This window comes from Faecalicatena faecalis, assembly GCF_012524165.2.
GTDB lineage: Bacteria > Bacillota > Clostridia > Lachnospirales > Lachnospiraceae > Faecalicatena_A > Faecalicatena_A faecalis.
On the sequence record NZ_JABACJ020000038.1, the window covers coordinates 1 to 26,376 of the forward strand.

The following is a 26,376-nucleotide window of genomic DNA, read 5'->3' on the forward strand; positions in this document are numbered from 1 at the left end:
TTGTGTACAGGTTTCTTTTCTCTTGCCATAATAAAAGGCCTCCTATGATTTTTATTTTATCATAGAAGACCTTATAAATCTTTAATTACAGAAAAACTTTCACAGACTCGCAATAAGAGCAGAGGGATTTTTGGAGTTCGATTCTCTCATCCCCTGTTTTTAGACGTTCATAATTGGACGTCTTTTTTCATTATATACCAAATCTTGATCATTTCTTATGAAATTACTTATATATCCATTTGTTTTATTGATAGTATCGTAATAAAATCAAAACCGACGGTCAAACTTGCCGACCGCCGGTTTTGATAATTCTTATTTCTGACTATCTTTAATTAAAGTCTGTTGACATAGTCAATGCTTCCAAAGCCTTGAAATCCTCCTGTGGAATCTCATATTTGTTATCACTGTTCTTCTCCACATGCATCGTGACCGTCTCTGCATCACCATACTTGACTCCAGAATCCAGGGATTCACGCAGGACATTGTAATATAATTCGATTTCATCATTCAGAATCTCTTCTTCCGTCGGAATCTTTGCACCATTCTCCACATCTTCCATCAGTTTTTGCGTATACTCTTCATACCGCTCTACGTATACATCCACAGCATCCGTCAGGTTCATGATCGGCTCCACAGTGACATCCACTGTAAAATTGCCATCCTTATCTTCTTTTGCCTCACCTACTGTGTACTTCACGTTCTTATTCAGATCCGCAAGAAATCCTCTGAACTTCTCCATAAGCTCATCGGAAAGCTCCCACTCAGAAAGCTCTTCTACCATCTGATCCAGATTTTGTGTGTACTGCTCCTCTGCCTTTTCCTTTGTGGTCTGAGTGAGCTTTACATACTGTTCAGTCTCCCCCTTATAGTAGAGATCCAGGATCGACTTGGTATAACCGCTTGCATCAAATTTCTTTGTACATCCTGCCAGCAATGCCAGCACCATCACAGATACTAAAATTGCAGCAATTCCTTTTCTCTTGTTCATAACGCTTTCCTCCTCATGATAATTGACAGATTCTGTCAGAAAATCTGTCCTTTAAACAAATTATATCATCGATTTATAGAGAAAGATAGCTTGAACAGAGCTTTTCTTTCATCCTTTTAAGACCTTTTATTGAAGGACTTCACGGGACAGCATCTTATCATCCAGTGCCGTCATATCTTCCTTGGGAATCTCATAAATATCACCTTCTCCTTTATTGATATGGACCGTCACCTTCTCCGCTTTCCCATAAGAGAGTCCCTGCTCCAGGACCTCATTGAGAATATGATAATAAATGTCATAGATATGATTCTGCATTTCTTCTTCTGACGGCATCTCTGCCCCATTCATCACATCATTGCTGACTTGTGTTGCATACTCCTTGGCCTTTTCCTGAAATTGGCTGTATGTATCATCAAAAATAGTAATCGGTTCCACGGACACATCTACGGTAAAATTCCCGTTGTCATCCTCTTTTGCCTCCGACACCGTATACCTTACACTCTTCATCAGATCCCCAAATAACTGTCTGTAGTTCTTCTCCAGTTCGTCCGGCAGATTTAACTTCTCATAATCCTCCATGGTGGCATCCAGACTTTTGGTGAAAATTTCGTCTGCTGCCTCTTGTGTCGAGCCAGTCAATTCGATATACTGCTCTGTTTCATTCTTATACGTGACATCCAGAAGTGCCTTGGTATATCCTGCCGCATTGAACTTATTGACACATCCTCCCAATACTGCCAGTAAGACTGCCGCCACGACCACCGCTGTTATCCTCTTTTTCCTGTACATATCCTCTTCCTCCTTATGGGCTTGTCAGGTTTGTCTGATTCCCTGCCAGAAGGATTATAGCACTGGCCCATTGTTGAAAAAGAAAGAAGCATGTCAGTTATTTTCGCTATTATTTTACAAAGAAAGACTCTTTTTTATGTTTTGAAACTTTCTTTATGTTCTTCTCTTTTATGACGCTGTCATGCGAAGTAGAAATCCTTCGATGAACTTCTTAGAGCTGATCCGTCCCGGCTCTGCCTCCGGGTCTTTGAGATGCCTCATCTCGGATCTCACCTGACCAAAATCAAACAGCAGATTGGCATAATCCGCGAAGACCGGATCATAATAATCCTCCGCCCCCATCTGTGCAATATTGGAAAGTGCCTTGAGCATGATCCTCCTTACCCGCTGTTCCAATGCCTTCTTATTAGAAGCAAGCTGTTCTGTACCGTATAACTCTCCGGCTACTTTTTCATAAATTTCCTTCATCTGATAGGACTTCTCCACCTTCTGATATTCCAGAATGGTAAAAATAATCTTTCGAAGCTCATCAATCCCCTTCATCCCCCAGATTCCAATATCGGAACATATTTTACGGAAACGCTCTGCCAGCACATTCTGATTCACAGACGGAGCTGCCTGAATTCCCAGCAAAGCTCCCTGGATCGTATCCATTGATTTTTGAAGATGGACCAGCTTTGCCACATTGGAGATGACACTCACCACCTCAATCGCATTCAGTGGCTTATTAATATAGAACATAATCCCTCTCTCATATGCTTTTTCCATCATCTGCGCATCATCCACCTGCGAGATCATGATGACCTTTCCCTGGAATCCTCCCTGCATGATCTCTTCCAGGACGTGGATTCCATCCTTTCCTGGCAGCAGCAAATCCAGCAGAACGATATCCGGCTGCACGAACAAGATTTCCTCCGCCGCATCTGCACCGGAATCCTGAATCCCAGCGATCGTCCCCAGATTTTCCTTCCTTATGAAAAATTCCAGCATCTTCTGTATGTTTTTATCATCATCTACTATAAATATAGAAGGTTTCATGTCTTTCCCTCCTGTTTCTATTTCTTCTATCTACAACGCTTCTGCCGGCAACATGATCTGAAACTCACTGCCTTTCCCTGGCTGGCTTTTCAGTTCCACCATCCCGCCCAGATATTGAACCACGTTCGCAACATGGCACAGTCCGATTCCCGTAGACATCTGTCCGGTCTCCTTGTCATATTTGGTAGAAAATCCCGCCCCCCAGATATACTCCTGCATGTCAGGATCAATTCCACAGCCGTCATCTGTCACGGTCAATACAAGCATCCTATCTTGTTTCTCTGCCGAGAGCCCGATATGCCCTCCTGCCTCACAAGCATCCATGCTGTTGACAAGCAAATTATTCAATATGGTAAACAAATCGTAATAATGCTGAATCTGCATCTCGGTATTTAACCGCACCTGAAAGGTAAGCAGCTTCCCACGCTGTGCCATCTGCCGCTTTGTGTTGTCCTCAATAATCTGAAGGACCGCCGAAAGTTTCATGCTCTTCTCCTCATGTTCATGAATCAGAGCGGAAAAGCCTTCTGCGACCCGCTGATAATCCTTCCTGATCTCATGAGCCTCCCTGGCTATTTCTAGAGCCTGCTGACCGTCCTGTCCCCGGCTTTCTAAGTCCTCATAGAGCTGGTGGCTTTTTCGAGTCAATTCATTCAGATCCTCCATAGACTTTTTCAGATAGAAGGATTCTGCATAAATATCCGTCACGATCTGGTTGAGCTGCGCATAATGACTCTGATGCTCCTTCTTCCTGAGGTATAGATGTTCCCACTCATACATACAGTACAAAAGCCAGACGAAGGCCCCTCGAATCACCGAAATCAATACCGAATAGATGACTGCCTTCCCCTCTGGATGTCCCATCAGCGCAAGCTGCACCGCATTGGCCGCACAGTCGCAGACAATCATTCCCATCATCAGGTGGAACTTCCGTGCATGATTGAAAATACGGAATAAAATACTGACTAAAATACTATATATCCCATAATAAAAAAGCGCCGGAAGGAACATCGACATAAATCCTGTATTCCCCACGGCTCCAACGGTCCCTCTCAGCAAACATGCCACCGCGGACATGATTGACAAAAGCGGCAGCACGGGCAGTTCCGGCTGAAATAGAAGAAGGGCATTCACTGCCGGAGTCCCCAGTGATACCACATAACTCGTATACGCAAAGGGTGAGATGTAGACCTGGCACAACAGACCAAGCAAAAGTCCGTAACATACAATTCGGACCCACCGATTTTTAAACAGATCTCTCGTCTTATTCCTCATCCACTCACCTCTTTTATACTAATTCACATTCCATCCTCCGAACACATATAACGTCCGTGTTCACAATCATTGATGACACGTCCGTTCTCCAATGTCACCACTCGTTTTCCAAGAGCATTCACAATCTCACGGTTGTGGGTCGCTACGACCACTGTAGTCCCGGTCTGATTAATCCGCTCCATGATTTTTATGATTTCAATCGCATTGAGCCGATCCAGATTTCTTGTCGGTTCATCTGCCAGCAGGAGGTATGGTTTGTTGATGATAGCACGGGCGATCGCCACCCTCTGCATCTCCCCGCCGGATAATTGATCCGGGTGGCTCTTTGCCTTTTTTTCCAAGCCTACCATAGACAGGACATCCTTTACATGCTTTGAAATACTATGTGAAGTCACGCCCAATACACGCTGCGCAAATGCCACATTCTCATAGACCGTCCACTCTGGAATCAGCCGGAAGTCCTGGAAGACCACCCCAAGAATCCTGCGGTACCGATAAAGATAATGTGGGGTCACCTTCCCAAGATCGACACCGTTCACAACGATTCGTCCCTGATCCGGCTCCATGTCCTTGAGCAGGAGATTGATCAGAGTCGTCTTCCCCGCACCGCTCTGCCCTGTCAGAAAAACGAACTCCCCCTTCTTTATATGAAGACTGATTCCATCCAGTGCCATCTCATCTGCATACCTTTTCTCTACATTTTCCAGAATAACCATACGAACTCCCGTCTGCTGTTTCCCACCGTCTTCTCGGACGGTCCTCCCAATCATCCCAAACACAGCTATTTGGATGCGTGCTTCTTCTTTCTCATATTATAAACCACAGCAAGGATTGCTGCAACCGCCTGATAGAACTGTGCCGGAATCTCCATATCGACATCTACCGCCTCAAAAAGTCCTCTGGCGAGCGGCTTATCCTCGGTAATATAGATTCCATGCTCTTCCCCGATCTCCACGATCCGAAGCGCCACCCTGTCTGCCCCCTTGGCAAGAACGACAGGCGCCCTGTTTTTCTCTGAGTCATACTTAATAGCGATGGCATAGTGGGTCGGATTACGGATGATCACATCCGCCTCCGGGACCTTCTGCATCATACGCATAGAAGCCATCTGACGCTGTTTTTCTTTGATTTTCCCTTTGACCTGCGGGTCTCCTTCTGACTGCTTATATTCTTCCTTGATCTCCTGCTTGCTCATCCGCAGATTTTTCTCATAATCCCACCACTGATACAGATAGTCGAACACGCCCATCACAAGGAACATAATTCCCACCGTATTGACCAAGGATACCAGACTGTCACCTGCAAAGCTCAGTGCCCCTACCACACTTCCGTCCATCAGGCGTGGATATTCATAGATCCGGTTCTTGATATTCAGGTAGATGACCACACCGAGCACACTGATCTTCGCGATCGCTTTGAGAAGCTCAATCGTGGAGCGCAAAGAAAACAGACGCTTGAATCCTTTGAGCGGGTTGATGCGGCTGCCCTTGAATTTGAGTGCATCTGCAGAGAATAACATCTTCGTCTGGAAGGCAGTAAAAATAACAGCCCCAGCCATACTGACCAGCAGTAATGGAAGCGCCGCCATCATAAAAAGCAGAATTGCCTTCACCAAAATATCTCCTATGTTCCCATCCGTTACCGGATACATCGTAGCCGCAAGGGAAAAGAAGAGCTGTACCGCCTGCTGGATATACTTATAAATGTAGGGAGCCAGCAGCCTTAGTGCATTAAAAATAAGCAAAAGCGACAACACGGAAGTCAAATCATGGCTCTGGAAGATATTTCCCTTCTTCCGTTCATCCCGGCGCCGCTTGGGAGTGGCTTTTTCAGTTTTTTCATCAGCTGCCATAACCCCTCAACTCCTTTTTCTTATACCGCAACCGTCAACAATTTCTGCATATTATCCAGTATCACACCGATATAGTTATCGATAAAATTTCCCAAAGGCTGTGCAAACATCAGGACCAGCAGAAGCCCCGCAATAATCTTGCACTGCATGTTGATCACGAACACATGAATCTGTGGAATCAACTTCATCAGGATTCCCATGGCAGCCTCCACAATAAATTCCGCGATAATAAACGGAAGGCTCATCTTAAGCATCAGAAGAAACGCAGAATTGAACAATGTTAGTAGAAAACGACTGATTTCTTCAACCAAAAGGGTATAAGCTCCCAGCGGTATCATATCGAAAGAATATGCAAATATCTTAATCATGACCAGATGGCTTCCCGTCGCAAAGAAATACAGGACGAATACAATTTGAAGCAGTTGTCCCATGACCGACACCTGTGTGCCGCTGACCGGATCGAACACCTTTGCCATGGACAGGCCGAACACCGTATCCATAACATCTCCTGCCACGAATATCATATAATAAAAAATCTGGAACACCAGTCCGAAGCAGACCCCCAGAGCCGCCTCTTTGAATAAGGCCATCATCATCTCCACACCGTTAAACAAAGCGGCCGCTTGTGCATCCAGGTTGGGCGCAAGAAGGAGGCTGAGTCCCAATACAAGCCCGACACGCACCCGCATCGGAACATTTTTCCTGCTAAGGAGCGGATTCGCCAGAATCATTCCTCCCATCCTGGCGAACACAAGCAAAAATACATCAAAATAGCCCATGAGTCCGTCCATCATCTATCCCTCCACATCATAGGCCTGCCATAATCGAAAACAGCTTGTGGATAAAGTCATTGAAAATATTGAACATCCAGGGACCAAGAAGGACCAGAACAATCGCGATCACAATCAGCTTAGGCACAAAAGTCAGAGTCTGCTCATGAATCTGCGTTGCTGCCTGGAAGATTGCAATAATCAGCCCGACTACGATACTCACAATCAGAAGCGGACCTGCCAGCTCAAAGGCAACAAACATCGCTTCTTTCATCACTTCTAAAACTTCTCCTGTACTCATCCCATATCTCCTGTCACTTGAATCCCCTAACTAATGTCTCAATCACCAAATCCCAGCCGCCTACCAGCACGAACAGCATAATCTTAAAAGGCAGTGCAATCATCGTGGGCGGCAGCATGACCATCCCCATCGACATCAGCGTGCTCGCCACCACCATATCAATAATTAGAAATGGGATAAATATCAAAAATCCCATCGTAAATGCCTTGTTCAGCTCACTTAGAACAAATGCGGGAGTCAGGACCGTAATACTTAGAGGCATATATTTCTCGATCCCTTTTGCCTCCTTGGAGGCCTCAGGCATCTTCGTCTTAGAGATGGACATCATCAGCTCCAGACTCTTCTTCTCCGTCTGCTTGAGCATGAACTCCTTCACCGGAATCTCGGCCTCCTTTAAAGCTTCCTCTCTGGTCATTGTACCTTCCTTATATGGTTCATAAGCCTTCGTATTCACCTTCGAGATCACCGGACTCATAATGAACACGGTAAGCACCAGGGCCAGACCTACAAGAATCTGGTTCGGAGGTGACTGCTGTGTTCCGAGCGCATTTCTTAGAAAGGATAAGACAATGATAATCCTCGTAAAACTGGTCATCATCACCACAAGTGAGGGCACAACAGCTAAAAAAAGGAACAGTAAAAGAACGTCCAGTGTATCCGAACCATTCCCATCTGTTCCACTTCCCAGGCTGATATTCAGATTGGCAGCCTGTGCTACACGTCCCCATGTGAAAAATAGGACAGCGACTGCCACAAGTGATATCAAAAAAATAACGCCATATTTGATTAGGTCTTTTCGTGTGTATAACCTTTCCTTCATTCCCTGTCCCCTCTGTTTTTGTTTCTGCCTGACTTACTGCCGAAATTTTTCTGAATCTGCTTTGCCAAGACCCGGCCAAAATCCTCCGGTGCCTTCTGGCTGCTTTCTATGTACTCATCCAATTCCTCCAGCTTCTGTATCCCGCCCGGGGTCACTCCCAGTAGAACGATACGTTCCTGAACACGCGCGATCAGTAGATAGCTTTCTTTCCCAAGCGTCACCTTTTCCAGAACCTGGATATTCGCTGATGACTGTCTCGGCCCTGCCGTCCCCGCGATCAGCTTTGTCGTATAATATGCAAGTACCAGTACTCCTATCAACACTGCAAAATACAGCAGCAGTTTCAAAACGATCATAATCTTTTTACTACCCTTTCCTGTTCACAATTTCGGTAATGCGGGTCGCGAACTGTTCTCCCATAACTACAATGTCGCCTTTGGCGATCAGTTCCCCGTTCACAACGATATCCGCCGGAGAGCCTGCCTGCTTATCCAGCATCAGCACACGCCCTTCCTCCAGATTCAGAATATCCTGCACTGTACATTCCATGCTCCCGATCTGTACTGACACACCAAGTGTAATCTCCTGAATTTTCTCTCGCCGTTCATCGATGTCATCCACAGTCTCTTCCATATCTTCTGCCTTAAACTCAGGGAATCCTGCCTCTTTTACCTTGACCATCCTTCCTGGTCTGTCATAAGTCCTGCTGTCTCTTTGCACAGGCTCTGCTTTATTGTTCTCCAATTCCCGATTAGAACCTATCCCCAGGACCTTGAGAATCTGTTCGGATAATACACAGTAAATCCGTCCAGCTACCGTATCCTGAATCTCCATCTCCCAAGAAACAAGCAAAAGCTCCTGCATACCTGCCTCACGGCACCAGCTCTCCAATTGTGCTTCTGACTCCATCCTCTTTAGTCCAAGCAGGTCCTCCTGCACTTCATATCCCAGAAACTCCGTGACTGCTTCTTTCGCGGACTCCAGACTCTGTGCCGTGATCTCCTTAAGAGTGCTCAATACGATATCATCGATCAACTGAGCTTTGTTGCTGCCCATGACCAGTCCCGCAGCATATCCTGCAAGAACTTCCTCGACCAGAAAAATCTCTCTGCTCTCTGTCTCGCCCCTGTACATTCTGATTCCGGCCGCCACACAGGACTCCGGCAGGATCGTCTTAAGCTCTTCAAAAGTCACCCTCTGAATCTCTGGTTCAGACATCACTGCCTTTCTTCCAAAAAGCATTGTCATCGTACTGCCGGCCGGCACAAGGGCCAGCTTTAACAGTTCTATCAATGATTCAAAATCCAATCTGCCCATTCTCTTCTCCCCCCGGCCTATAACACTTTCTCAATCTGAATCGCCTTACGAAGCTTCGTATGTCCTGGCTTTGCCGTAAAACTAGATACATCCTCCACCATCACTTCAATATCACTGTCTATTCTTTTATTCAGCGGCACAACATCTCCGACCTGAAGCTTCATGACCTCCTGTGCATCCAATTCAAATCGATGCAGGATTGCCCTCAGCTCAACGTCTGTCTCCAATAAGTTCGAGACCAGGTTCTCCCTCCGTGCTGCCCCATTATCTCTGCGCTTCGTCTTCTGGACATATTTGAAGCCGAATTTAGAGGTCAGCTCCTCCACATTCGCGGCAGGCATAGCCAGATAGAACTTCGTCGAAAGCTCCTTCACCCGCACTTCCATCTCCACTACCAGAATGACATCCTCCGGTGCGCTCATCTGTAAAAGATGGGAATTCGTCTCCATTCCTGTCAGCGCAGCCCGGATATCCATGTAACCGTTCCATGCATCCTGTACATACTCGGTAATTTTCTTTAGGAGATGCTCTATGATCGCCATCTCAATATCGGTAAATTCCCGGTCCAATTCATATTCCGTTCCCTGCCCGCCCAAAAGACGTTCAATCATAAAGAAACACAACGCAGGCTCCATCTCAAAGACGATTGGAGATTCGTTGTATTCCTTATTCTCAGGAATCAGGTTCATCAGGGCGAACATGGAAATATCCTCGCCTTCACTAATGTACTCCTGATACCTGCATTCTTCTATTTTCGTCACACTGACCTCGCAGTAGACCTGTAAAAGGCCAGTCAGCCATGTCGCAAGAGAACGTGAAAAACCTTCATAAAGGTTCTCCACGATACTCATGCGCTCTTTTGTAAACTTTTTCGGAGATTTAAAATCGTATGTCTTAATCAATGTTATGTCCTTCCTATGCCGCTACTTTGACTGTGCACCCGGTACATCGATCGGTGTCAGCGGATCGAACTTCTGTGCACTTCCGCTTCCGTCCCCCTCAAGCTGGGACCATTCAAAGTCCTTTCCCAGAATGATGATATCAACCCGGCGGTTCTGGTCCCGGCCTTCCTTTGTACTGTTATCTGCAATCGGATAGTTCTTGCCATATCCTCTGGAAATCAATTTCTTTGGTTCTATCCCCTTTTGTTCCTCCAGATAGATTGCAACATTATCTGCCCGTTGTGAAGAAAGTATCCTATCATTCCACGCCGAATCCGGCGCATCCGCCGTATGTCCATTGATATAGACTGCCAATATCTCCGGCTCCTTCGCTTTTAATACATCTCCTACATAATCCAGATAACGGATGTTCTCCTGCCGGATATCCGGGCTGTCTGGTGCAAACAGCATCTCGTTCTTAAACCGGATATATAACACATCGTCCTCCTGGGTCACTTCCGCCGCTGCATTGTTCGCCTGCATATAGGACTCGATCTTCTCCTTGGCCTCATTCAATGCGGCCTCTGAAGCAGTCAATTCTTCCTTTGTATCTCCCACCTGTGGATACTTCATGTTCTGAGGCAGATCCTTTAGTTCCAGCTTTGACTCTATGCCAAGCTTCTTCTGCATAGCCTCTGCCACTTTCTCCAGCTTTACCATATTGATATTCGATATACTATACAATAAAACGAAGAAGGTCAGAACCAATGTAATCATATCTGCATATGTATTCAACCATTCCTGACCGTCTCCGCTATTCCTCTGCTTCCGTTTCATCGGGAACACCGCCTTCTTCCCTAACTATTTCACGTATCTACTTCCCGATTTCAAGAGCCTTCATCGCCATTGATTTCGTAATATTCAAAGCCGTAATATTGGCCTCATAAGCCCTGCTCGCCGCCATCAGATCTACCATCTCTTCGGCATTGTTGACATTGGGCATCTGTACATATCCATTTTCATCCGCATCTGGGTTCGTCGGATCATAGACCGGTACAAAAGCCTCCTGGCTCTCTACCACTTCCTCCGCAATCACACCGCCCTCTGTTCTGCCGCGCCTGCCAACAGATACGCTGCCAGTCTTCATAGCATTCCCCAGTTGCTCCTGAAAAGTGAGGGGCTGTTCCCGGAAGACGACCTGCTTCCTCCGGTAAGGACCTCCCTCCTCTGTCCTTGTCGTATTTTGATTGGCAAGATTCTGGAGGATGATATCTGACCGAAACCGCTCCGCCGTTAAGGCCGATCCTGTAATGTCCAGTGAATTTAAAAATGACATCTCTTATCCCCCCTACTTCGCCGTATTATTAATTACATATCGCAAAGAAGAAAGCTTTCCTGCCAGCCGCTGTGACAACGCAGAGTACTGCGCATACGCCTGCCACATCTCAAGCTCCTCTTTATCAACATTCACATTATTGCCATCCGGTCTGGAGGACGTAGAGTCATCCGTTGTGACCACAGCCTTCTGTTCCCAGGATGCCCTCTTTCCTTCCTCTGCTTTGGAAAGAATCTCTTTAAACTCGACATTCTTGGTCTTAAATCCCGGCGTCTCACTATTCGCAATATTATTGCTATGTACCTTCTGCTTCATCCAGGCTGAATCCAGTCCGTTGACCAGTGATTGATATGACTTGTCTTCAAATAGTGACATAACGTAACTCCTTTACTTATGAAACCTGGCTCCTCATGATTCTTGCCTGCTTATCAGCCTGCTGGAACGACTCTTGTAGTTCTCCGATCAAAGGTAAAATCTCCTCCACCGGCTGTGGATCTTTCTTCATATTCGCCTGTACGATCTTGTAATTAAAAAACTCGTACAACGCGGATAAATTCTTTGATATCTCATACTTATCATCAAGCGTTACATCCAGATGGGTAAAGATGCTCTGTGCCTTCTGAAAAGCGATATTGCTGCCTTCAAAATCCTTCTGTTCCAGAAACTTCAGCCCTTCATTCAAACGCTTTACTGCCGTCTCGAATAATAAATTTATCATATCGCCGCCCGTCATCGTCATCACGGACTGCTCTTTATACTTTTCATATGGATTCTGCATAACTATCTGCTCCTTAATTCGAACTTGAGAACTGCTGTGAAACCCAGGAACTCTGTGTATTCAACTGTGACAGTGCCTGTTCCATCGCTGAGAACTGCTGCCAGTAACGGGCTCTTTCTGCCTCATACTTTGTATTTAGTTCCTTGATCCGGTCGCCGATCTCTGCGAGTTCTTTGCTCAATGTATTCTGTGTGTCCAGTGCTGTCTTGGCACCCGCGTACTCAACAAGAGTTCCGGGTGAACCGCTGCTTACATATGCGGCGTCTTTTAAAATATCACCCAAGGCCTGTCCCACACCATCCGTCTTGCTGGAAAACAACTGCTGTACCTTATCCAAATTCGTAGAAAGTGCTGCACGAAGCTTCTCCTCATCCAGAACCAGCTTGCCGTTATCCTTATAATCTGAGGAGGTATCGAGCCCGATATCATACAATGCCATTCCCGTACTTTCCACTGTCTTATACATCACAGTCCGCATGTTGCTAAGGAGGGATTCGATCGTACCGTCATTGCGGAGCAGTCCCTGCTTAGCCTTCACTTCCCAGCGTTCGATATCCTTTTCTGACATCTCCTTCTTCTGGGCATCTGTCAGAGGTGCATAGGAGCGGTAATTTGACTTTTCTGTCAGATATCCGTTCAATTCGTCGACTATTGAATTATAATCTTCGACAAATTCTTTAATTCCACTTACTATTTTATCGGTATCCCGCTCAGTTGTCAAGCTAATTGGCCCTGTTGATTCCTCCATTAATTGGATATTAACGCCGTTGAGCGAAAACTCATTCGTGTTCCTTTCTATGGGGGTTCCGTCTACAGTGAGCTTTGCGTTCTGTCCCGTCTTAATCTCAAGAGGATCACCTGATGTGTTGAAAGTAAGAGAGTTCTGTCCAAACAGCGACTGCAACGCATCTGCGCCGTCTGTATCCCCTGTGACGGTTACATTTTCATCCGTCATATTTGACATCGATAAGGATTTTGTAACCGGATCAAAAGCAAGTGTTCCAATATTCATATCATTAAATTTCTGTGTGAGTTCTTCCACTGTCCAGGAAGAATCCAGCACTAATGTCTGTGTGACAGCAGCACCTGAGCTGTCTGTTCCCCGGATTGTCCAACTTCCGCTAAGTCCGATTCCTCCAAGAGTACTATCCTTTGTCACCTCCTGGCTGACAACTGCCTCTGTAGTCTCATTCCCTGCACTGAACCCCAGGGCATCGTTCACATTATGCTGCAGATCCTGCTCATCGAAGCTTAACATATACCCATCAGCGGATTCAATCTGAATATGGTCCTCACCGTTTACAGAAACCACTGACAGCTCTATGTTCCCAGCACCGAAGCCCGTAGCCAACTGATCATTGATGGCCTGGATAAAAGTATTTTTATCATAATCAGGATCGTCATCTGCCAGCCCAGGAATACCGACCTCAAATGCCCGGCCGTTCACATGAAGCTTAAAGCTCTGCCCGCCTGCGCGCGCGGCAGACATAATGCTGTCCAATAGCTGACCGGGAGCATCGTCCATTTTATCGAAACCAGTCAACGTATTCGTAGAACGCATCCTGGCCATACTTCCTGTGATTCCACTGCCCTGTCCTAACCCGAACATAGCTGACAACAGGTTCCCCTGTGTCTGCTCCATTTCAATATCTGCGATATCTCCGGTCGTCTTCGATTCCATCGTGAATTTATCCGTAATCGCATTATAAGTCACCCTGACTCCTGCATCACTATTATTGATTCGGTTCAGCACATCCCCGACCGTATCACTGCCTTTTGCCTGAATGACAGTCCCATTGATAGAAAATTCAAACGAATTTCCCTGAAGTGCAGCAGCGAAAGGTGATTCACTTAGCAATGCATTGTAATTCAGCTTATTGGAAGCACCTTCCATAAACCCTAACTTTTTAAGAGAATCCCCTTGTACTGTGTCCGTCAGTATAATCGTATGGCTGCCGCCGCTCCCATCAATCTTCAATCCTCCATTTGATGCCGTTGCCGTAACGGTATTTCCAAACACGCTGCTCAGACTCTCGTTCAGATTTGCCACCAAATCAGCAGTATTATCAGCGCCCTGAAAACGGATTGTCTTCTTCACCCCATCCAAGCTGACGTCGATGGAAAGCTCCTGACCTGAAAAACTGGCCAGATCAGCGGCATCTATCGCATCGCCCTGCAGTTCCTTTGATACCTTCCAGGCACTATTCGTAGAGACCTGATAGGACGTCGCAAGCTGATCAATGCTGTCAATCTTAATCTTAGAAGCTGCCTGTGAGCTGGAAGAAATCACTTTAACAGCCCCGGAACTGCTTGTAGTATTCATTACATTAAAAAAAGCATTACTCAATAAATTCGTATCGCTTGGGCTGCTGAACGTAAAGAACTTTGTCCTGAAATTATCCAGCTTTGTAATAATATCTCTGTAAATCTCCTGTTTCCACTCGATCTGCTGTTTCTTGGCATACTGTTTGTCAATCTTTGACTGTGTGCCCGAAAGCATCTTCTCGACCATACTCTCCGTATCCAGACCGGATACAAGTCCCGGCATCATATTGCCTATCGTGACACTCCCTGTCGGGTCAATTGATGACATATGGGTACCTCCTATCTCTTCTCGTTATATAAAAATCCCTTTTTCACGTCTTCCCCGTAATCCATGCTTTTCAGATATCCAGAAAACTTCGAGACCTTCTGATTCTGCCGGATATCCTTCTGAAACCGGTTCTTCACATGTTCCATACTAGCTGCGGCAAGACGGTCCTCATTCTGTATCCGGGCAATGATCTGAAACACCTGTTGTCCTGCCTGATATACTTCCTGATAAGAAGGTGTCAGACTTTGGTATTCACACCGATTCCTGGACGCATCCAAAAGCAGCGCGCCATCCTCTGTATCCTCACATAGCTTGCGAATCTTTGCATCGATTCCATCAATAATACCGATCAGCTCCTGACGTTCTGCCAATGCAGTTGTAATCTGCTCTACAGCATCTTCTCCATTTGCAGTCAATTTTTTTGTTTCTTCTTCGTACCTAAGGAAATTTTCTTTTTTCTTTTGCAATAATTTTATTACTTCCTCATCTGTTCTCATCTGATTCTCCCCTGCCTTTTTCTCCATCTGTACCATGCAGGTTCCTGGATAACTGGAAAATCTTTAGAAGCTCCACTTTATCAGATGCCTCTTTATTATTCTCAACAGTCAGATAGAATTCTGTACGGGTAATCTTCTTATCCGGCGGTGCAGATATTCCGAGACGCACCTTGTCTCCTTTGATGTCAGATACAAAGATCTCAATATCATCACCGATCTTGATGGACTCTCCTTTTTTCCTCGATAGTACAAGCATCTGTTATCCCTCACTCTCCCCGTCGAATATTCTCTTGCGTATTGGGTAATCCTGCTCCAGAATAATCTGCATTGCAAAATTCATCTTATGGTTCACGATGATCGGGCTTTTTAGATTCACAGTGGAATCCTGGAATGTCTTTCCGATCACTGTGATCACCCAACAGTCCAGATCATCCTCTGGAGCCGCCTGCAGGGTAAACAGAACATCCTGCATCACGACCGGTGCATAATCTTTGCATACTTCAAGGGGATTCATCAGGATAAAACAGACATCCTTTTCCTCAATGGACTGGAGCCAGCAGATGCCGCTGCCCATATTAGAATCAGATACCAGTACATACTGGGTGTATTCCTCAAATCCGAAAATCGGCTGTTTAAATGTAATGACGTTTTTCTCTTCTATATCTATGATTCCGAAATCTCTTGTCTCTATCTGCACTTTTATGTCCTCCCAAGCTGTGACTGCTTATTATTCCTCATAATTCGGATTCGCCCGCGGCGGTACATACAGCGGGTCCGCCACATATTCGATCTCTACCTTCGGGAACTGCTCCACATTGACTTCTAATTTTCCCGGCACGTAATTCCCGGCAGAGAAATCGACCTTTGGTTCGAACTCCACCTTTCCAGGAGTATAATCAATATCCAGATCTGGTGCCTCCCAACTGATATCCGGCCCTTGTGATGGGATGAACTTGATGCCCGTAGTGACTGGCCCAGGTATGGTAAACTGCTTCATCACATCCGCCGGAGTCACACCATTTTGAATCTGTGCAAGCTGGTTCCCCATCTTTGCATACTGTGCCGTGGCATCCCCGGCCGCCTGTGTTCCGGCCTGTGCCGAATCCTTCATGATTCCCAGACCTGTCCGGTATCCCATGCTCTGCCTTGCATCAAATGTATCAATGTTCACTTTAATATTCTCTGATCTTATCTCAAGTCTGCCCGGCTGATTGATGATTCCTGCCTCCGGGTCCGGGATCTTCGATTCCAGCCTTGCCCTCTGCGAAGACATGGAAAGCTGAATCGGAGTCGTAGAAATTCTCAAAACATCCATAACAATGCCCTCCCGCTTGTTTTACCTCATGAAATCAAATATGGATGGAGGTATGATACTGGACCCGAGCTGCAGCGTCACCATCCATGCCATCTCATAAGTCTTATTATTCACAGATTCTGATTCCAGGGAGACCAGCTCCAAATCCTTTTGGCGGGACTGAAGATTGATTGTCTCTGCATCCAGCCTGTCCTTTGCACGATCCAGGATGCTCTGCCTGGTTCCCATCTCTGAGATACAGGCCGACAGCTTCTCCTCTGACTTTTTCAGATGAGTCATACTGTTAGCAGCGCCCTCTTTGTCCCCTGCCTTCAACTGTGCCTCGATCTTAGAAATCAAGCTATAGATATTATTCGGTTCTCCCTCGGCATCTTTTCCATATCCTAATGCATCCACACCAGAAGTAGAGATCTTAATTCCGGTCTGACTATTGATTCCACCTGGTGCCGAAGTCATCCCGAATCCGATATCCAAATAGACTACTTTATTCTCATGGAAATCGGTGCCTGCCACAGCATCATCTACTGCCACACCATTGAAAAATAATTTTCCTGCTTCATCTACTGTAAAAGGCTGCTCCCCATTGCTTGACCCGGAAAATAAGAACTTGTCCCCGTACTTGGAATTCATCGTCTGCAGTATCTCATTATTCAGCCCGTGAAGCTGCTCTGCAATGGCATCCAGATCTTCCTGGGACTTGCTTCCCCCATTTGCCTTCGAAACATTCTCATAAACAGTCTTTAGGATGGAACTAACTGTCATAATACTATCATCCGCTGTATCTAATTCCCCGATGGAACTCTCCACCGTATTTACATACTCCTGGTTCTTCTGAATCTGATCCCGGACTGCAAATGCCCTTGCTGCACTTCCTGTATCCTCAGATACATGATTAAAATTCCTGCCAGAGGACAGCTTCAAGTTAGAGGAAGACAAATCCGACATATTCCTCTGTAGATTTTTCAAATAAGTCTGACTCAAAGCACTTTCTGTAATTCTCATTCTATCTTCCCCCTTTATCTTCCGACCAGCCCGGTCTTATTGATCAAGACATCCAATTGTTCATCCATGGTCGTCATCATACGTGCCAGCGCCTGATATGCTTTATTATAGGTCATCATCTCAATTCCCTCTTCATTCAGGGATACTCCCGATACAGATGTCCGACTCTCATCCACGGACTCTGCCGTAGTAACAGATGCTTCCAGTCTTGACCCATTTAAAGTCATATCACTTCCAAGTGCAGTCGTGATATAAGTAACAAATTCACTGAATGTCCCTGTGAATTCTCCGTTAAATGTAAAATCCTGGTCTAAAAGGTTCTTCATATTCAATACATTCGTGTTATCCATCTCACCGTCTGGATTCTGCTGAATCACATAATTAGCATCCGCAAGCCAGTCGGCACTGATGGAGAGATTCGCCGCAGTGATGGTTCCATCCTCACCGCCCTCTAATAATACCTTATGCCCCGCATCTCCATTATCATTGGGAATCACCTGATTAAAGGCTGCCGCGAGATTCACTGCCAGATCATTCAGCTTATCCTGATAGTAAGGAATCCCTTTGTCTAGCTGGCTCGCACCATTGAGCACATCTACATACCCTTTCAGTACCCCCGTCGGCAGCTTTAGCTGTTCCTGGTCACTTTGCCACATCAGGCTCGTCTTATCCTCTCCGATCTGGATGGAGTCCGCTGTATATTGGTTTCCCGTTCCATCGACCACGACCTTGCCATTGAACTTCACCTGCATTCCCCCGTCATCCTTCGGGAAAACCTGCACTTCCCCATATCTGGAAAGCGCATCCAGAATCAAGTTCCTCTGGTCTAATAATTCATTCGGTCCATATGCTGTCCCATCATAATCCGCATTCGTGAACACCTCATCCACGATCGTCTTGTTCAAATCGGCAAGCTGCTCCAGCTTTGCATTCACATCCTCCACGGATATCGCAAGGTCGGATTGCTGCTGTTCCCGGATCGTATTCAGCTTCTGTGCATACTGGTTCAATGTCTGTGCCACACCAGTAAATGCAGAACGTACAATGTTCGCCTGTGTCTCCTGATAAGGATTCTCACTGAACTTCGTCAAGGCTGTTAACAGAGTAGAAAGAGAATCCTTGATTCCGGTCCCTTCCACCTCCGGGTCACTGATCGCCGCCTCGATCTCGCTCAACATGGCCTGGCGCTGGTCATAGAATCCAACATCTCCATACTCTTCCCTGAACTTGCTGTCCAGGAATGCATTCCTGATCTGTCCTACACCGACTGCCTCTACCCCCTGCCCCGCAAGCGGAATCGAAGTCGTTGGAAGATGTGTGGTGCCACCGTTCTGCACAGATACCATATCCAGGCGCTGTCTTGTATATCCCTTGGTCTTCACATTGCTGATGTTGTTCCCAACAATATCCAAAGCCTTCTGATTCACCATGATACCGCGCTTTGTTGTCTCTAATCCCATGAATGTCGGTCTCAAAATTACCCACCCTCTTCCTTATATTTTTGTCTGTAAAATCGAACCGCTGTAACTCTTCCTCTGCTGGTATCCTGATGTGCCATCTGTCTGCTCCTGTGGGATGATTCCCATTCCAGCGAGCGCCGCCTTAGCCAGCTTGATGCACTTCTGGTTCAAGAACTTGATATTCCCGATACTTGCATCCAGCCTGTTGTAGAGGGCTTCCAATTCTGCCTTCTGTTCTCCCCGTGCATCCTCTGTCACCTCACGCAGGCTCTTTGTTCCACAGCCTTCCCGCTCAAACAGCTCCATGCGCCTACGTTCTATATTCTCTATCTGCTTATCCAAGGCCTGCTGCATCAAGATTGTCTCTTCAATCCCGGCCAGCTCCCCTCTTGTAAGAATCTCCAGCTTTTCCTGCTGTCTTCTCTCTACCTCCTCAAAGAAGGCGGCGTACTCTTTTAAAAATTCAATCAAATGTTCCATTATTCTTTTCCTTTTCTTTATCTGTCCATCCTGATGTTCCTTTACGTCCCATGCGTCTTTTCATGCCCCGGTCATTCTATAAGAGCATCCTTCCGGCCAGCACCTCGGAAGAAATCCGGTATGTTCCATCCTGTACCTGCTGCTTTAGCTCTGCGATCCGCTCTGACTTAGCGTCCTGTCCCATGGTCTGATAAAGGCTCTGTGCCGCCTGGGCCGCTTCCTGCTTCTTAATTCCGTCACCGCTGATCACGATCTCATCCTGATGCCTCTCTCCTGATATTCTTTTATCTGAATCATCGGATACGTGGACCGGTCTGTTCCCTTTTATGCTGTTCATCATGTTCTTATAAACGGCCTGGCCGCCTGTAATCTTCACTTCCATCCTCAACATCCTTTCTTTTCGATCAAAACTCCATAAGAACTCTAATAATATTATCGGACACATTTATCAAAACTTTATACCTTTCTAGCATTTTATTTTCTGACCTTCCTTGTAAATGCATACCAAAGTTGGTATAATTACTGCATAATATGTCGAAAACAAGAGGATTTACAACATGGGAAAGATTATCAGCATTTCCAACCAAAAAGGCGGGGTTGGAAAGACCACAACAGCCAATGCTCTGGCTGTCAATTTAAAAGAAAAGGGGTACAAAGTACTTGCCGTCGATTTAGATCCACAGGGGAACTTAAGTTTTAGTGCTGGCGCTGACACCGATATGAGCGCCACCATCTATGACGTGCTCAAAGGTGAGCTTAAGACCCAGTACGCGGTCCAAAGAGGAACCGTTGTCGACATCATCCCGGCTAATATCCTTTTGAGCAGTATCGAGCTGGAGTTCACTGGCGCCCAGCGTGAATTCCTTCTTCGAAATGCACTTAAGCCTCTAATACCGCTGTATGATTACATATTGATAGACACACCGCCTGCACTCGGTGTCCTGACAGTCAATGCTTTCACGGCATCCGACTACGTATTAGTCCCTATGCTGTCCGATATTTTTAGTCTGCAGGGAATCACACAGTTAGAGGAGACCATTGACCGCGTCCGCACTCAGTGTAATCCCGATATTCAGATCCTTGGCCTGCTCCTGACCCGCCATAATCCAAGGACCAGATTCAGCAGGGAGATCACCGGGACCGTCCATATGATATCCTCTGACCTGAATATCCCGGTATTCGAGACTTTTATCCGTGAGAGTGTCGCTCTCAGGGAAGCTCAGTCGCTGCAGAAGTCGATTCTGGATTATGCTCCAGCCTGCAACGCTGTCATCGATTATAAGACATTCACCGAAGAATTACTTGAAAAGGGGCTTACACCATGCCAAAAAGCAAGAATGAGTTAGATAAAGAGATTATGTACCGTAAGATCATGCCTACAGCAAGACATACTGTGAACCAGGCAGTCCATGAACCATCTGTCCAGATCAAAGCAGATGAGACCGGAGAGAACGCATCCTCCTTTGTAGTACCCGGGAACCCAGAGGCCTTTTCCTTTACTCCCGCCGCTTCCGGACTCTCTGCCTTACACGGACAGCGTCCCCCCAGTGTGAACCGCACTACTGCGGCAAGCAGACAGATCCAGGAATCCCGAGATATGATTCTGGTCAATGTGATGGAGGACTTAGTCCTGTCCAAGCTGGACAGCACCCTTGCCAGATTCAACTGCTGTAAATGCAACAAATGCAAGAAAGATATTGCTGCCCTGGCACTCAATAAGCTGACGCCTCGTTACATGGTCATGAATGAACATGATGAGGAAAAACGTAGGATCACAGAAGAGGAATACGGTTCCGCAGTCACAAGTGCATTGATCCAGGCAATACTGACCGTCAAAAAATCACCCAGACATTAAAAGAACCTGATGCAGCCAGATCGGCTGCGCCAGGTTCTCGTTTTTATATGATATTACTTGATAAAGCTTACATGCTTACAGATCTCTTCAATGGCCTTCTCTTTTCTTTCATTAAAAATCACCTTATTTTCTTCAAACAGATTCCGTCCGTCTGTATCAATCGATACGATCAATGGCCCGAATTCCTTCACCCGGCAGTGCCAAAGTGTCTCCGGCATCCCCAGGTCACGCCACTGTGCCTCTATGATTTCCTCTACCTCTGTAGCTGCTACTACTGCATTTCCTGCCGGGAATACACAATGAATCGCTTTATAATTCTTGCAGGCATATTCTGTATTTGGACCCATCCCGCCTTTTCCGATGATGACCTTCACGCCTGTCTGTTCCACAAATTCCTTTTCGAACTTTTCCATACGCATACTTGTCGTAGGCCCTACAGATACCATCTCAAATTGATCGTCTTCCAAAGGACGGATGATCGGACCTGCATGGAAAATCGCCGCATCCCTGACATCGACCGGGAGCTCACGGCCTCCTTCCACCAGACGTCTGTGCGCCACGTCTCTGCAGGTAGTCATACTTCCGTTCAGATAAATGATATCTCCTATATGAATATCAGCCAGATCTTCTGCTGATATTGGTGTCGTCAAAATCTTCTTTCCATCTTTCATTTCCAGCATTATAAAGTCACCCCCGAATGTGTTGTAATCGTGTAATTGAGATCCTTATCAAATATGATGTGTCCACGTCTATGAGACCAGCATCCAACGTTTACGGCAACGCCGATCGTAGATGGATGTCTTGCTGTATTTTCAATGTGAACTCCCATCACAGAATATTTTCCACCCATTCCCTGTGGTCCAAGGCCGATGGCATTGATCCCGTCCTCCAACAGCTTTTCCATCGATGCTGCACGTTCATTTTCATTGTGGCTTCCAAGAGGGCGCATCAGGGCCTTCTTAGAAAGCAGGGCTGCCGTCTCTACTGAGGTCGCCACGCCCACTCCCACAAGAAGCGGCGGACAGGCATTTAATCCATAGGATGTCATCACATCCATCACAAACTTAGTCACGCCTTCATATCCCGCACCCGGCATCAGAACCATGGCTTTTCCCGGAAGAGTACAGCCGCCGCCTGCCATATATGTATAAATCTCGCACTGATCACTATCAGGCACAATATCCCAGAACACTGTCGGTGTTCCTTTTCCTACGTTCTTTCCTGTATTATACTCGTCAAATGTCTCCACACTGTTGTGACGGAGCGGTGCATCCACAGTCGCACGAATGACTGCCTCTTTTAATAAAGCCTCCAGTTCCCCCATCAGCGGGAAGTTCACGCCGCACTTCACCCAAAATTGGAGTACGCCGGTATCCTGACAGCTTGGTCTGTTCAGTTCCTTTGCAAGCACCTGGTTCTTTTTCATTGTTTCATAAATGACCTTAGAGAGCGGAGCATCTTCTTTCTCTGCGAGCTCATCTAATTTTGCAATAATATCATCTGGCAGAACTTTCCCAATATAGGCCACGAACTCTGCCATATATCCGGTTAACTTCTCTACTTGTTCTTTCTTATCCATTTCTATGCCTCCTGTTGATTTTTTTACAATAGTTCTCAATATTTATGGCCGATTTTCTAAGGGAAGAATGGAAATGCAATCGGAAGGATAATCATACTCACAATAGTCGCAATGACAATCAGCGGCAACCCTGCCTTTACATAGTCCATAAATTTGTATCCTCCGACTCCGACGACCATTGTATTCGCCGGCATACCGATCGGTGTTGCATATGCACAGGAACCTCCGATCACACAAGCCATCAATACTGCTCTTGGATCTGCCCCCATCCCCTGGGCGATCGAAAGACAGATTGGGACCATCAGCGCCGTGGTCGCCGTATTTGACATGAAGTTCGTCAACGCACAGCACAGAAGGAATACGACCAGAGTCAGAATGTATGGGGACGGATGAGCCCCCAGCGCGCCGATCACTTTGTTGGCGATCACTTCTCCGGCACCTGTTTCCTGTAAGGCCGAAGCTAATGAAAGTGTTCCGCCGAATAAAAAGATCGTCTTTAAATCGATGGATTTTAAAGCATCCTTCTCTGAAATAACACCAGTCAAAATCAATAATAAGGCTCCAATCCCTCCTGAAATACATAGCTTAATCCCTATTTTATCCTCGAAAATCATGGCCAGCAGTGTTAAAACTAAAATAATAAGTGACAGCCATTGTTTCCATGCCGGGACCTGGCTGAAATCCTTTTCTGTGTCAAATGCCCCATCATCTCCCGCCTCATGATTCGGAAGCAGCTTATAACCGATTGTGGCGTAGAATATGATACCTGCAATAAGAATCGGCATACCAACAATTGCATATTCGAAAAATCCAAATTTCAGACCCATTTCCTGAAGAGCACTCTGTGCAATCAGATTTCCTGGTGCACCGATCAGGGAAAGATTTCCTCCCATCGCCGCTGCAAATACAAGGGGCAGTAGAAGTCTTGATCTTTTATATCCTGATTTTGCAGCAATTCCGATTACCACCGGAATTAGTACGGCTGCGGTTCCTGTATTCGACAGAATCCCACTCATCAGACCAACGATCACCATAATCGCAACAATCAGCATACGCTCTGTCTTGGCAAATCTGGTGACGATACCACCAATCTTATTTGCCATACCTGTTTCAAATAATGCCCCCCCGACAATGAACATTGCCACGAATAAAATAACATTGCTGTCAATAAATCCTGCGAAGGCTGTCTTGACATCCAGCACTCCTGTGACCACCAGGCCAATACAGATAATCATAGAAGTAACTCCAAGCGGTATCTTTTCTAAAACAAACATGACTACCCCAAATAGGAGTAATAATAAAGTTATTGTAGACGGACTCATCTGTTTTCCTCCAATCCTTTTTCTAAAATGAAAGTAATAAGCCGGCCGATTTATTACCAATTGCTATGGCCTTATTATATCGACTGGATTTTTATTTGTACATTTACAAAAAATGATACCCCTATAAAAAAAGATTAATATAGATTTCATTTTTGAACATTTTTAACAGAAGTATGTTATAATTCAAAGCAATAGCAGCCGCTTTTTCAGTAATATTGTCCAGAATCGCTATTTTTTAAAAAGGAAAAAAGGATTGTAAAGAAGGGAACTATCATGAAGATCATTCAGTTGGAATACTTTTGTGCTGTCAGCCGCTATCACAGTATTACACAGGCCGCCCAAAAGCTTTATGTAACACAGCCTGCAATCTCATCTGCAATACGTGAGTTAGAAAAAGAATTCTCTATCAGCCTGTTTACCCGTTCCAAGAATCATATGACCTTAACAAAAGAGGGAGAGATTTTTTATCAGAAGGCGAATGAATTGCTCAACACCATCAAACAGACCTCTTCTGAGTTCTACGATCTCGGGAGGAAGGTCACGCCTATCCGTATAGGTATTCCGCCACTTTTAAGTACCATATTCTTTCCAGAGATGTTGATTGCATTTCAAAAGGAATACCCTGACATTCCCGTGGAACTGATTGAATACGCTTCCATCCGCGCAGCAAATCTGGTACAGGAGGATATCCTGGACCTGGCTTTAGTCAATATGAATTTTTATGAGATAGACAAATTGAATTCCTGTCAGATTCTTTCCGACCAGATTGTATTCTGCGTCTCCCCTGAACACCCTTTGGCAAAAGAAGATGCAGTGACCATAGAAATGTTAAAAGATGAACCTTTGATTATGTACAATACTGACTCTGTGCAGAATGCCACCTTAGACTCCCTGTTCGAAAGTATCAAAGTGAAGCCACACGTCCTGATGCGTGCCAGCCAGCTTTATACTATTCAGAATTTTGTGAAGAACAACCTCGGAGGGGCATTCCTCTACTCCTCCCTCCTGAAAAATATGACGGGACTTATCGGTATCCCCATCGTCCCAACTATCAACCAGGAAATCGGGCTCGTATGGAAGAAAGGGAAATATATCAATAGCAGTGTAGAAAAATATATCTCTTTTACAGGGAAATACGCGGAAACAATTGTACGGAACTGATATTCACCTATCAGCTTTCCAATGATAAAGAAAAAGACGGCCGCACTGTCCTGATATATTATCAGTCAGTGATGCCGTCGATATCCTTCAGGGAATTCACAAATTACCCTCGCTTATTCATGCCTGCTTCGATTCTGTGATTTGCTCATAATATAGTTCCGCCTCTTCCCTGCTCAGGGAAAAACGCTTGATTAACTTGACGATAATCTCTTCTTTTGTCTTTCCATCTTCAAGATAATCCTGTATGAAGGCACATATTCCAGTAAATAGACCTTTCTCTATCCCTTTTTCTATTCCTTTCTCGATTCCTTCTTTAAAAGCCTCTTCTCTATTCGCCGCCAGTGTTTTTTCCTCATCATATTCTGTCAGTAATGAATTCATTACTTCATCCCTCCTTGATTTCAGAAATTCTGCCATCCTGCCTTCTCGGATGCACTCATCCATTGCCTGCAGGATTGCTTCTTTTAACTCCATCTGTCCCATATAGTTCTTCACCTGACCCACGAAATATGCATAGTCTGCAAGCGTCCTGCATTTTTCCATCAGATCCTGGTTCATGCCATACTTAATATTGATTACTTTGACCTTTTATTCCATCCCCGACTGCTCATTACCATGCACGAAGGCATCAGACAGCTTCATCTCTTCATAGTCTCCCATCTCACGCTCTCCATTATAAAAAACAAGGTATATCGGAGTCGGGAGCGGAATCAGACGCGTTCCGTAAATATTCTCTCCCTGTACCAGATGCTTATACAATTCTGCGAAATAGAACAGCCCTCGCAGCGGCATATTCGGATTCCAGGAACTCTGATGCTCATATAAGTTCAGTCGCCCATCAATCAACATGGAAACAGTCGGCTAGGTCGGAGGGATTACTCCCTCTTTCCCGCCTAAGAACTGTACGTGTCACTTTCATGACATACAGCTCAAGCATACTTGTTCTCCGAAAGTCTGATTAGATTCT

General features: G+C 45.7%; 33 protein-coding genes. 3 read left to right on the top strand and 30 right to left on the bottom strand.

The annotated features are described in order from the left end of the window. Window positions 1-328: 328 nt before the first annotated feature. The 25 genes from HGO97_RS22420 to HGO97_RS22540 all read right to left on the bottom strand — a co-directional run bounded on the left by HGO97_RS22420 (window position 329) and on the right by HGO97_RS22540 (window position 19,874). A complete protein-coding gene (locus tag HGO97_RS22420) occupies window positions 329-988 on the bottom strand; it encodes a hypothetical protein (protein WP_216245387.1) in 660 nt (219 codons plus the stop codon). Between the two features lie 126 nt (window positions 989-1,114). Beyond that, on the bottom strand, window positions 1,115-1,777 hold the full coding sequence (locus HGO97_RS22425) for a hypothetical protein (RefSeq protein ID WP_216245388.1): 663 nt from the start codon (window positions 1,775-1,777) through the stop codon (window positions 1,115-1,117). A 168-nt stretch (window positions 1,778-1,945) separates the two neighbouring features. Then, window positions 1,946-2,815, bottom strand: coding sequence for a DNA-binding domain-containing protein (locus HGO97_RS22430; protein WP_216245389.1), 870 nt, complete (start codon window positions 2,813-2,815; stop codon window positions 1,946-1,948). 30 nt (window positions 2,816-2,845) lie between these two features. Beyond that, window positions 2,846-4,090 carry an ATP-binding protein gene (locus HGO97_RS22435; RefSeq protein WP_216245390.1) on the bottom strand — a complete coding sequence of 415 codons (1,245 nt, stop codon included), beginning with the start codon at window positions 4,088-4,090 and terminating at the stop codon, window positions 2,846-2,848. A 23-nt stretch (window positions 4,091-4,113) separates the two neighbouring features. Continuing rightward, window positions 4,114-4,860, bottom strand: a complete 747-nt coding sequence (locus HGO97_RS22440; protein WP_246597711.1) for a cell division ATP-binding protein FtsE — start codon at window positions 4,858-4,860, stop codon at window positions 4,114-4,116. An 11-nt stretch (window positions 4,861-4,871) separates the two neighbouring features. After that, the gene (flhB, locus tag HGO97_RS22445; protein ID WP_216245392.1) at window positions 4,872-5,942 is read right to left on the bottom strand and encodes a flagellar biosynthesis protein FlhB; all 1,071 of its coding nucleotides are present in this window, start codon (window positions 5,940-5,942) and stop codon (window positions 4,872-4,874) included. 20 nt (window positions 5,943-5,962) lie between these two features. Then, on the bottom strand, window positions 5,963-6,736 hold the full coding sequence (locus HGO97_RS22450) for a flagellar biosynthetic protein FliR (RefSeq protein ID WP_216245394.1): 774 nt from the start codon (window positions 6,734-6,736) through the stop codon (window positions 5,963-5,965). A 13-nt stretch (window positions 6,737-6,749) separates the two neighbouring features. After that, window positions 6,750-7,013: a flagellar biosynthesis protein FliQ gene (fliQ, locus tag HGO97_RS22455; RefSeq protein WP_216245396.1), complete on the bottom strand. Its 264-nt coding sequence runs from the start codon at window positions 7,011-7,013 to the stop codon at window positions 6,750-6,752. Between the two features lie 13 nt (window positions 7,014-7,026). Beyond that, window positions 7,027-7,833 (bottom strand): flagellar type III secretion system pore protein FliP, encoded by an 807-nt coding sequence (gene fliP / locus HGO97_RS22460; protein ID WP_216245398.1) that lies wholly within the window; start codon window positions 7,831-7,833, stop codon window positions 7,027-7,029. Then, the gene (locus tag HGO97_RS22465) at window positions 7,830-8,189 is read right to left on the bottom strand and encodes a FliO/MopB family protein (protein ID WP_216245400.1); all 360 of its coding nucleotides are present in this window, start codon (window positions 8,187-8,189) and stop codon (window positions 7,830-7,832) included. The genes fliP and HGO97_RS22465 overlap by 4 nt, the downstream gene beginning before the upstream one ends. Window positions 8,190-8,199: 10 nt before the next feature. Further along, on the bottom strand, window positions 8,200-9,150 hold the full coding sequence (locus HGO97_RS22470) for a FliM/FliN family flagellar motor switch protein (protein WP_216245402.1): 951 nt from the start codon (window positions 9,148-9,150) through the stop codon (window positions 8,200-8,202). A gap of 17 nt (window positions 9,151-9,167) precedes the next feature. Beyond that, window positions 9,168-10,052, bottom strand: coding sequence for a flagellar motor switch protein FliM (locus HGO97_RS22475; RefSeq protein ID WP_216245403.1), 885 nt, complete (start codon window positions 10,050-10,052; stop codon window positions 9,168-9,170). Between the two features lie 21 nt (window positions 10,053-10,073). Then, entirely contained in the window at window positions 10,074-10,868 is a 795-nt protein-coding gene (locus HGO97_RS22480; RefSeq protein ID WP_216245405.1) for an OmpA/MotB family protein, read from the bottom strand. 37 nt (window positions 10,869-10,905) lie between these two features. Then, window positions 10,906-11,367: a flagellar basal body rod protein FlgC gene (flgC, locus tag HGO97_RS22485; RefSeq protein ID WP_216245407.1), complete on the bottom strand. Its 462-nt coding sequence runs from the start codon at window positions 11,365-11,367 to the stop codon at window positions 10,906-10,908. A gap of 12 nt (window positions 11,368-11,379) precedes the next feature. Beyond that, on the bottom strand, window positions 11,380-11,742 hold the full coding sequence (locus tag HGO97_RS22490; protein WP_216245409.1) for a flagellar basal body rod protein FlgB: 363 nt from the start codon (window positions 11,740-11,742) through the stop codon (window positions 11,380-11,382). A gap of 16 nt (window positions 11,743-11,758) precedes the next feature. Beyond that, window positions 11,759-12,145, bottom strand: coding sequence for a flagellar export chaperone FliS (fliS, locus tag HGO97_RS22495; RefSeq protein WP_216245411.1), 387 nt, complete (start codon window positions 12,143-12,145; stop codon window positions 11,759-11,761). Window positions 12,146-12,158: 13 nt separating this feature from the next. Then, window positions 12,159-14,738 (bottom strand): flagellar filament capping protein FliD, encoded by a 2,580-nt coding sequence (fliD, locus tag HGO97_RS22500; RefSeq protein ID WP_216245413.1) that lies wholly within the window; start codon window positions 14,736-14,738, stop codon window positions 12,159-12,161. A gap of 11 nt (window positions 14,739-14,749) precedes the next feature. Continuing rightward, entirely contained in the window at window positions 14,750-15,235 is a 486-nt protein-coding gene (locus HGO97_RS22505; RefSeq protein ID WP_216245415.1) for a hypothetical protein, read from the bottom strand. Further along, on the bottom strand, window positions 15,222-15,491 hold the full coding sequence (gene csrA, locus HGO97_RS22510) for a carbon storage regulator CsrA (protein WP_216245418.1): 270 nt from the start codon (window positions 15,489-15,491) through the stop codon (window positions 15,222-15,224). Before csrA ends, HGO97_RS22505 begins: the two co-directional genes overlap by 14 nt. Window positions 15,492-15,494: 3 nt before the next feature. Next, a complete protein-coding gene (gene fliW / locus HGO97_RS22515) occupies window positions 15,495-15,932 on the bottom strand; it encodes a flagellar assembly protein FliW (RefSeq protein WP_216245420.1) in 438 nt (145 codons plus the stop codon). 30 nt (window positions 15,933-15,962) lie between these two features. Next, complete coding sequence (locus HGO97_RS22520) at window positions 15,963-16,550, bottom strand: DUF6470 family protein (protein ID WP_216245421.1); 588 nt, start codon at window positions 16,548-16,550, stop codon at window positions 15,963-15,965. A 21-nt stretch (window positions 16,551-16,571) separates the two neighbouring features. Beyond that, window positions 16,572-17,552: a flagellin N-terminal helical domain-containing protein gene (locus tag HGO97_RS22525; protein WP_216245423.1), complete on the bottom strand. Its 981-nt coding sequence runs from the start codon at window positions 17,550-17,552 to the stop codon at window positions 16,572-16,574. Between the two features lie 14 nt (window positions 17,553-17,566). Then, the gene (flgK, locus tag HGO97_RS22530; RefSeq protein WP_246597713.1) at window positions 17,567-19,012 is read right to left on the bottom strand and encodes a flagellar hook-associated protein FlgK; all 1,446 of its coding nucleotides are present in this window, start codon (window positions 19,010-19,012) and stop codon (window positions 17,567-17,569) included. Between the two features lie 33 nt (window positions 19,013-19,045). Continuing rightward, the gene (flgN, locus tag HGO97_RS22535) at window positions 19,046-19,492 is read right to left on the bottom strand and encodes a flagellar export chaperone FlgN (RefSeq protein WP_216245426.1); all 447 of its coding nucleotides are present in this window, start codon (window positions 19,490-19,492) and stop codon (window positions 19,046-19,048) included. Window positions 19,493-19,568: 76 nt separating this feature from the next. Further along, window positions 19,569-19,874 (bottom strand): flagellar biosynthesis anti-sigma factor FlgM, encoded by a 306-nt coding sequence (locus tag HGO97_RS22540; protein WP_216245427.1) that lies wholly within the window; start codon window positions 19,872-19,874, stop codon window positions 19,569-19,571. Window positions 19,875-20,049: 175 nt separating this feature from the next. Here HGO97_RS22540 and HGO97_RS22545 point away from each other — a divergent pair, with 175 nt between their 5' ends. After that, window positions 20,050-20,838 (top strand): ParA family protein, encoded by a 789-nt coding sequence (locus HGO97_RS22545; RefSeq protein ID WP_216245431.1) that lies wholly within the window; start codon window positions 20,050-20,052, stop codon window positions 20,836-20,838. Continuing rightward, window positions 20,814-21,347 (top strand): late competence development ComFB family protein, encoded by a 534-nt coding sequence (locus tag HGO97_RS22550; protein ID WP_216245433.1) that lies wholly within the window; start codon window positions 20,814-20,816, stop codon window positions 21,345-21,347. Before HGO97_RS22545 ends, HGO97_RS22550 begins: the two co-directional genes overlap by 25 nt. Window positions 21,348-21,400: 53 nt before the next feature. On the opposite strand, the gene ttdB is transcribed toward HGO97_RS22550, so the two are convergent. Genes ttdB through HGO97_RS22565 form a run of 3 tightly spaced genes read right to left on the bottom strand, consistent with a single transcriptional unit; the run spans window position 21,401 to window position 24,248 of the window. Continuing rightward, entirely contained in the window at window positions 21,401-22,027 is a 627-nt protein-coding gene (gene ttdB, locus HGO97_RS22555) for a L(+)-tartrate dehydratase subunit beta (RefSeq protein ID WP_216245434.1), read from the bottom strand. After that, window positions 22,027-22,926 carry a L(+)-tartrate dehydratase subunit alpha gene (gene ttdA / locus HGO97_RS22560; protein WP_216245437.1) on the bottom strand — a complete coding sequence of 300 codons (900 nt, stop codon included), beginning with the start codon at window positions 22,924-22,926 and terminating at the stop codon, window positions 22,027-22,029. The genes ttdB and ttdA overlap by 1 nt, the downstream gene beginning before the upstream one ends. A 56-nt stretch (window positions 22,927-22,982) precedes the next feature. Beyond that, window positions 22,983-24,248: an SLC13 family permease gene (locus tag HGO97_RS22565; protein ID WP_216245439.1), complete on the bottom strand. Its 1,266-nt coding sequence runs from the start codon at window positions 24,246-24,248 to the stop codon at window positions 22,983-22,985. 273 nt (window positions 24,249-24,521) lie between these two features. Between HGO97_RS22565 and HGO97_RS22570 the strand changes: the two genes are divergently transcribed. Further along, window positions 24,522-25,409, top strand: coding sequence for a LysR family transcriptional regulator (locus HGO97_RS22570; protein WP_216245441.1), 888 nt, complete (start codon window positions 24,522-24,524; stop codon window positions 25,407-25,409). A gap of 117 nt (window positions 25,410-25,526) precedes the next feature. Here HGO97_RS22570 and HGO97_RS22575 read toward each other — a convergent pair whose 3' ends face one another. Both HGO97_RS22575 and HGO97_RS22580 read right to left on the bottom strand, forming a co-directional pair. Further along, complete coding sequence (locus tag HGO97_RS22575) at window positions 25,527-25,967, bottom strand: hypothetical protein (RefSeq protein ID WP_216245443.1); 441 nt, start codon at window positions 25,965-25,967, stop codon at window positions 25,527-25,529. Between the two features lie 30 nt (window positions 25,968-25,997). Beyond that, window positions 25,998-26,258, bottom strand: a complete 261-nt coding sequence (locus HGO97_RS22580) for an Rpn family recombination-promoting nuclease/putative transposase (RefSeq protein WP_216245445.1) — start codon at window positions 26,256-26,258, stop codon at window positions 25,998-26,000. Between the last annotated feature and the right edge of the window lie 118 nt (window positions 26,259-26,376).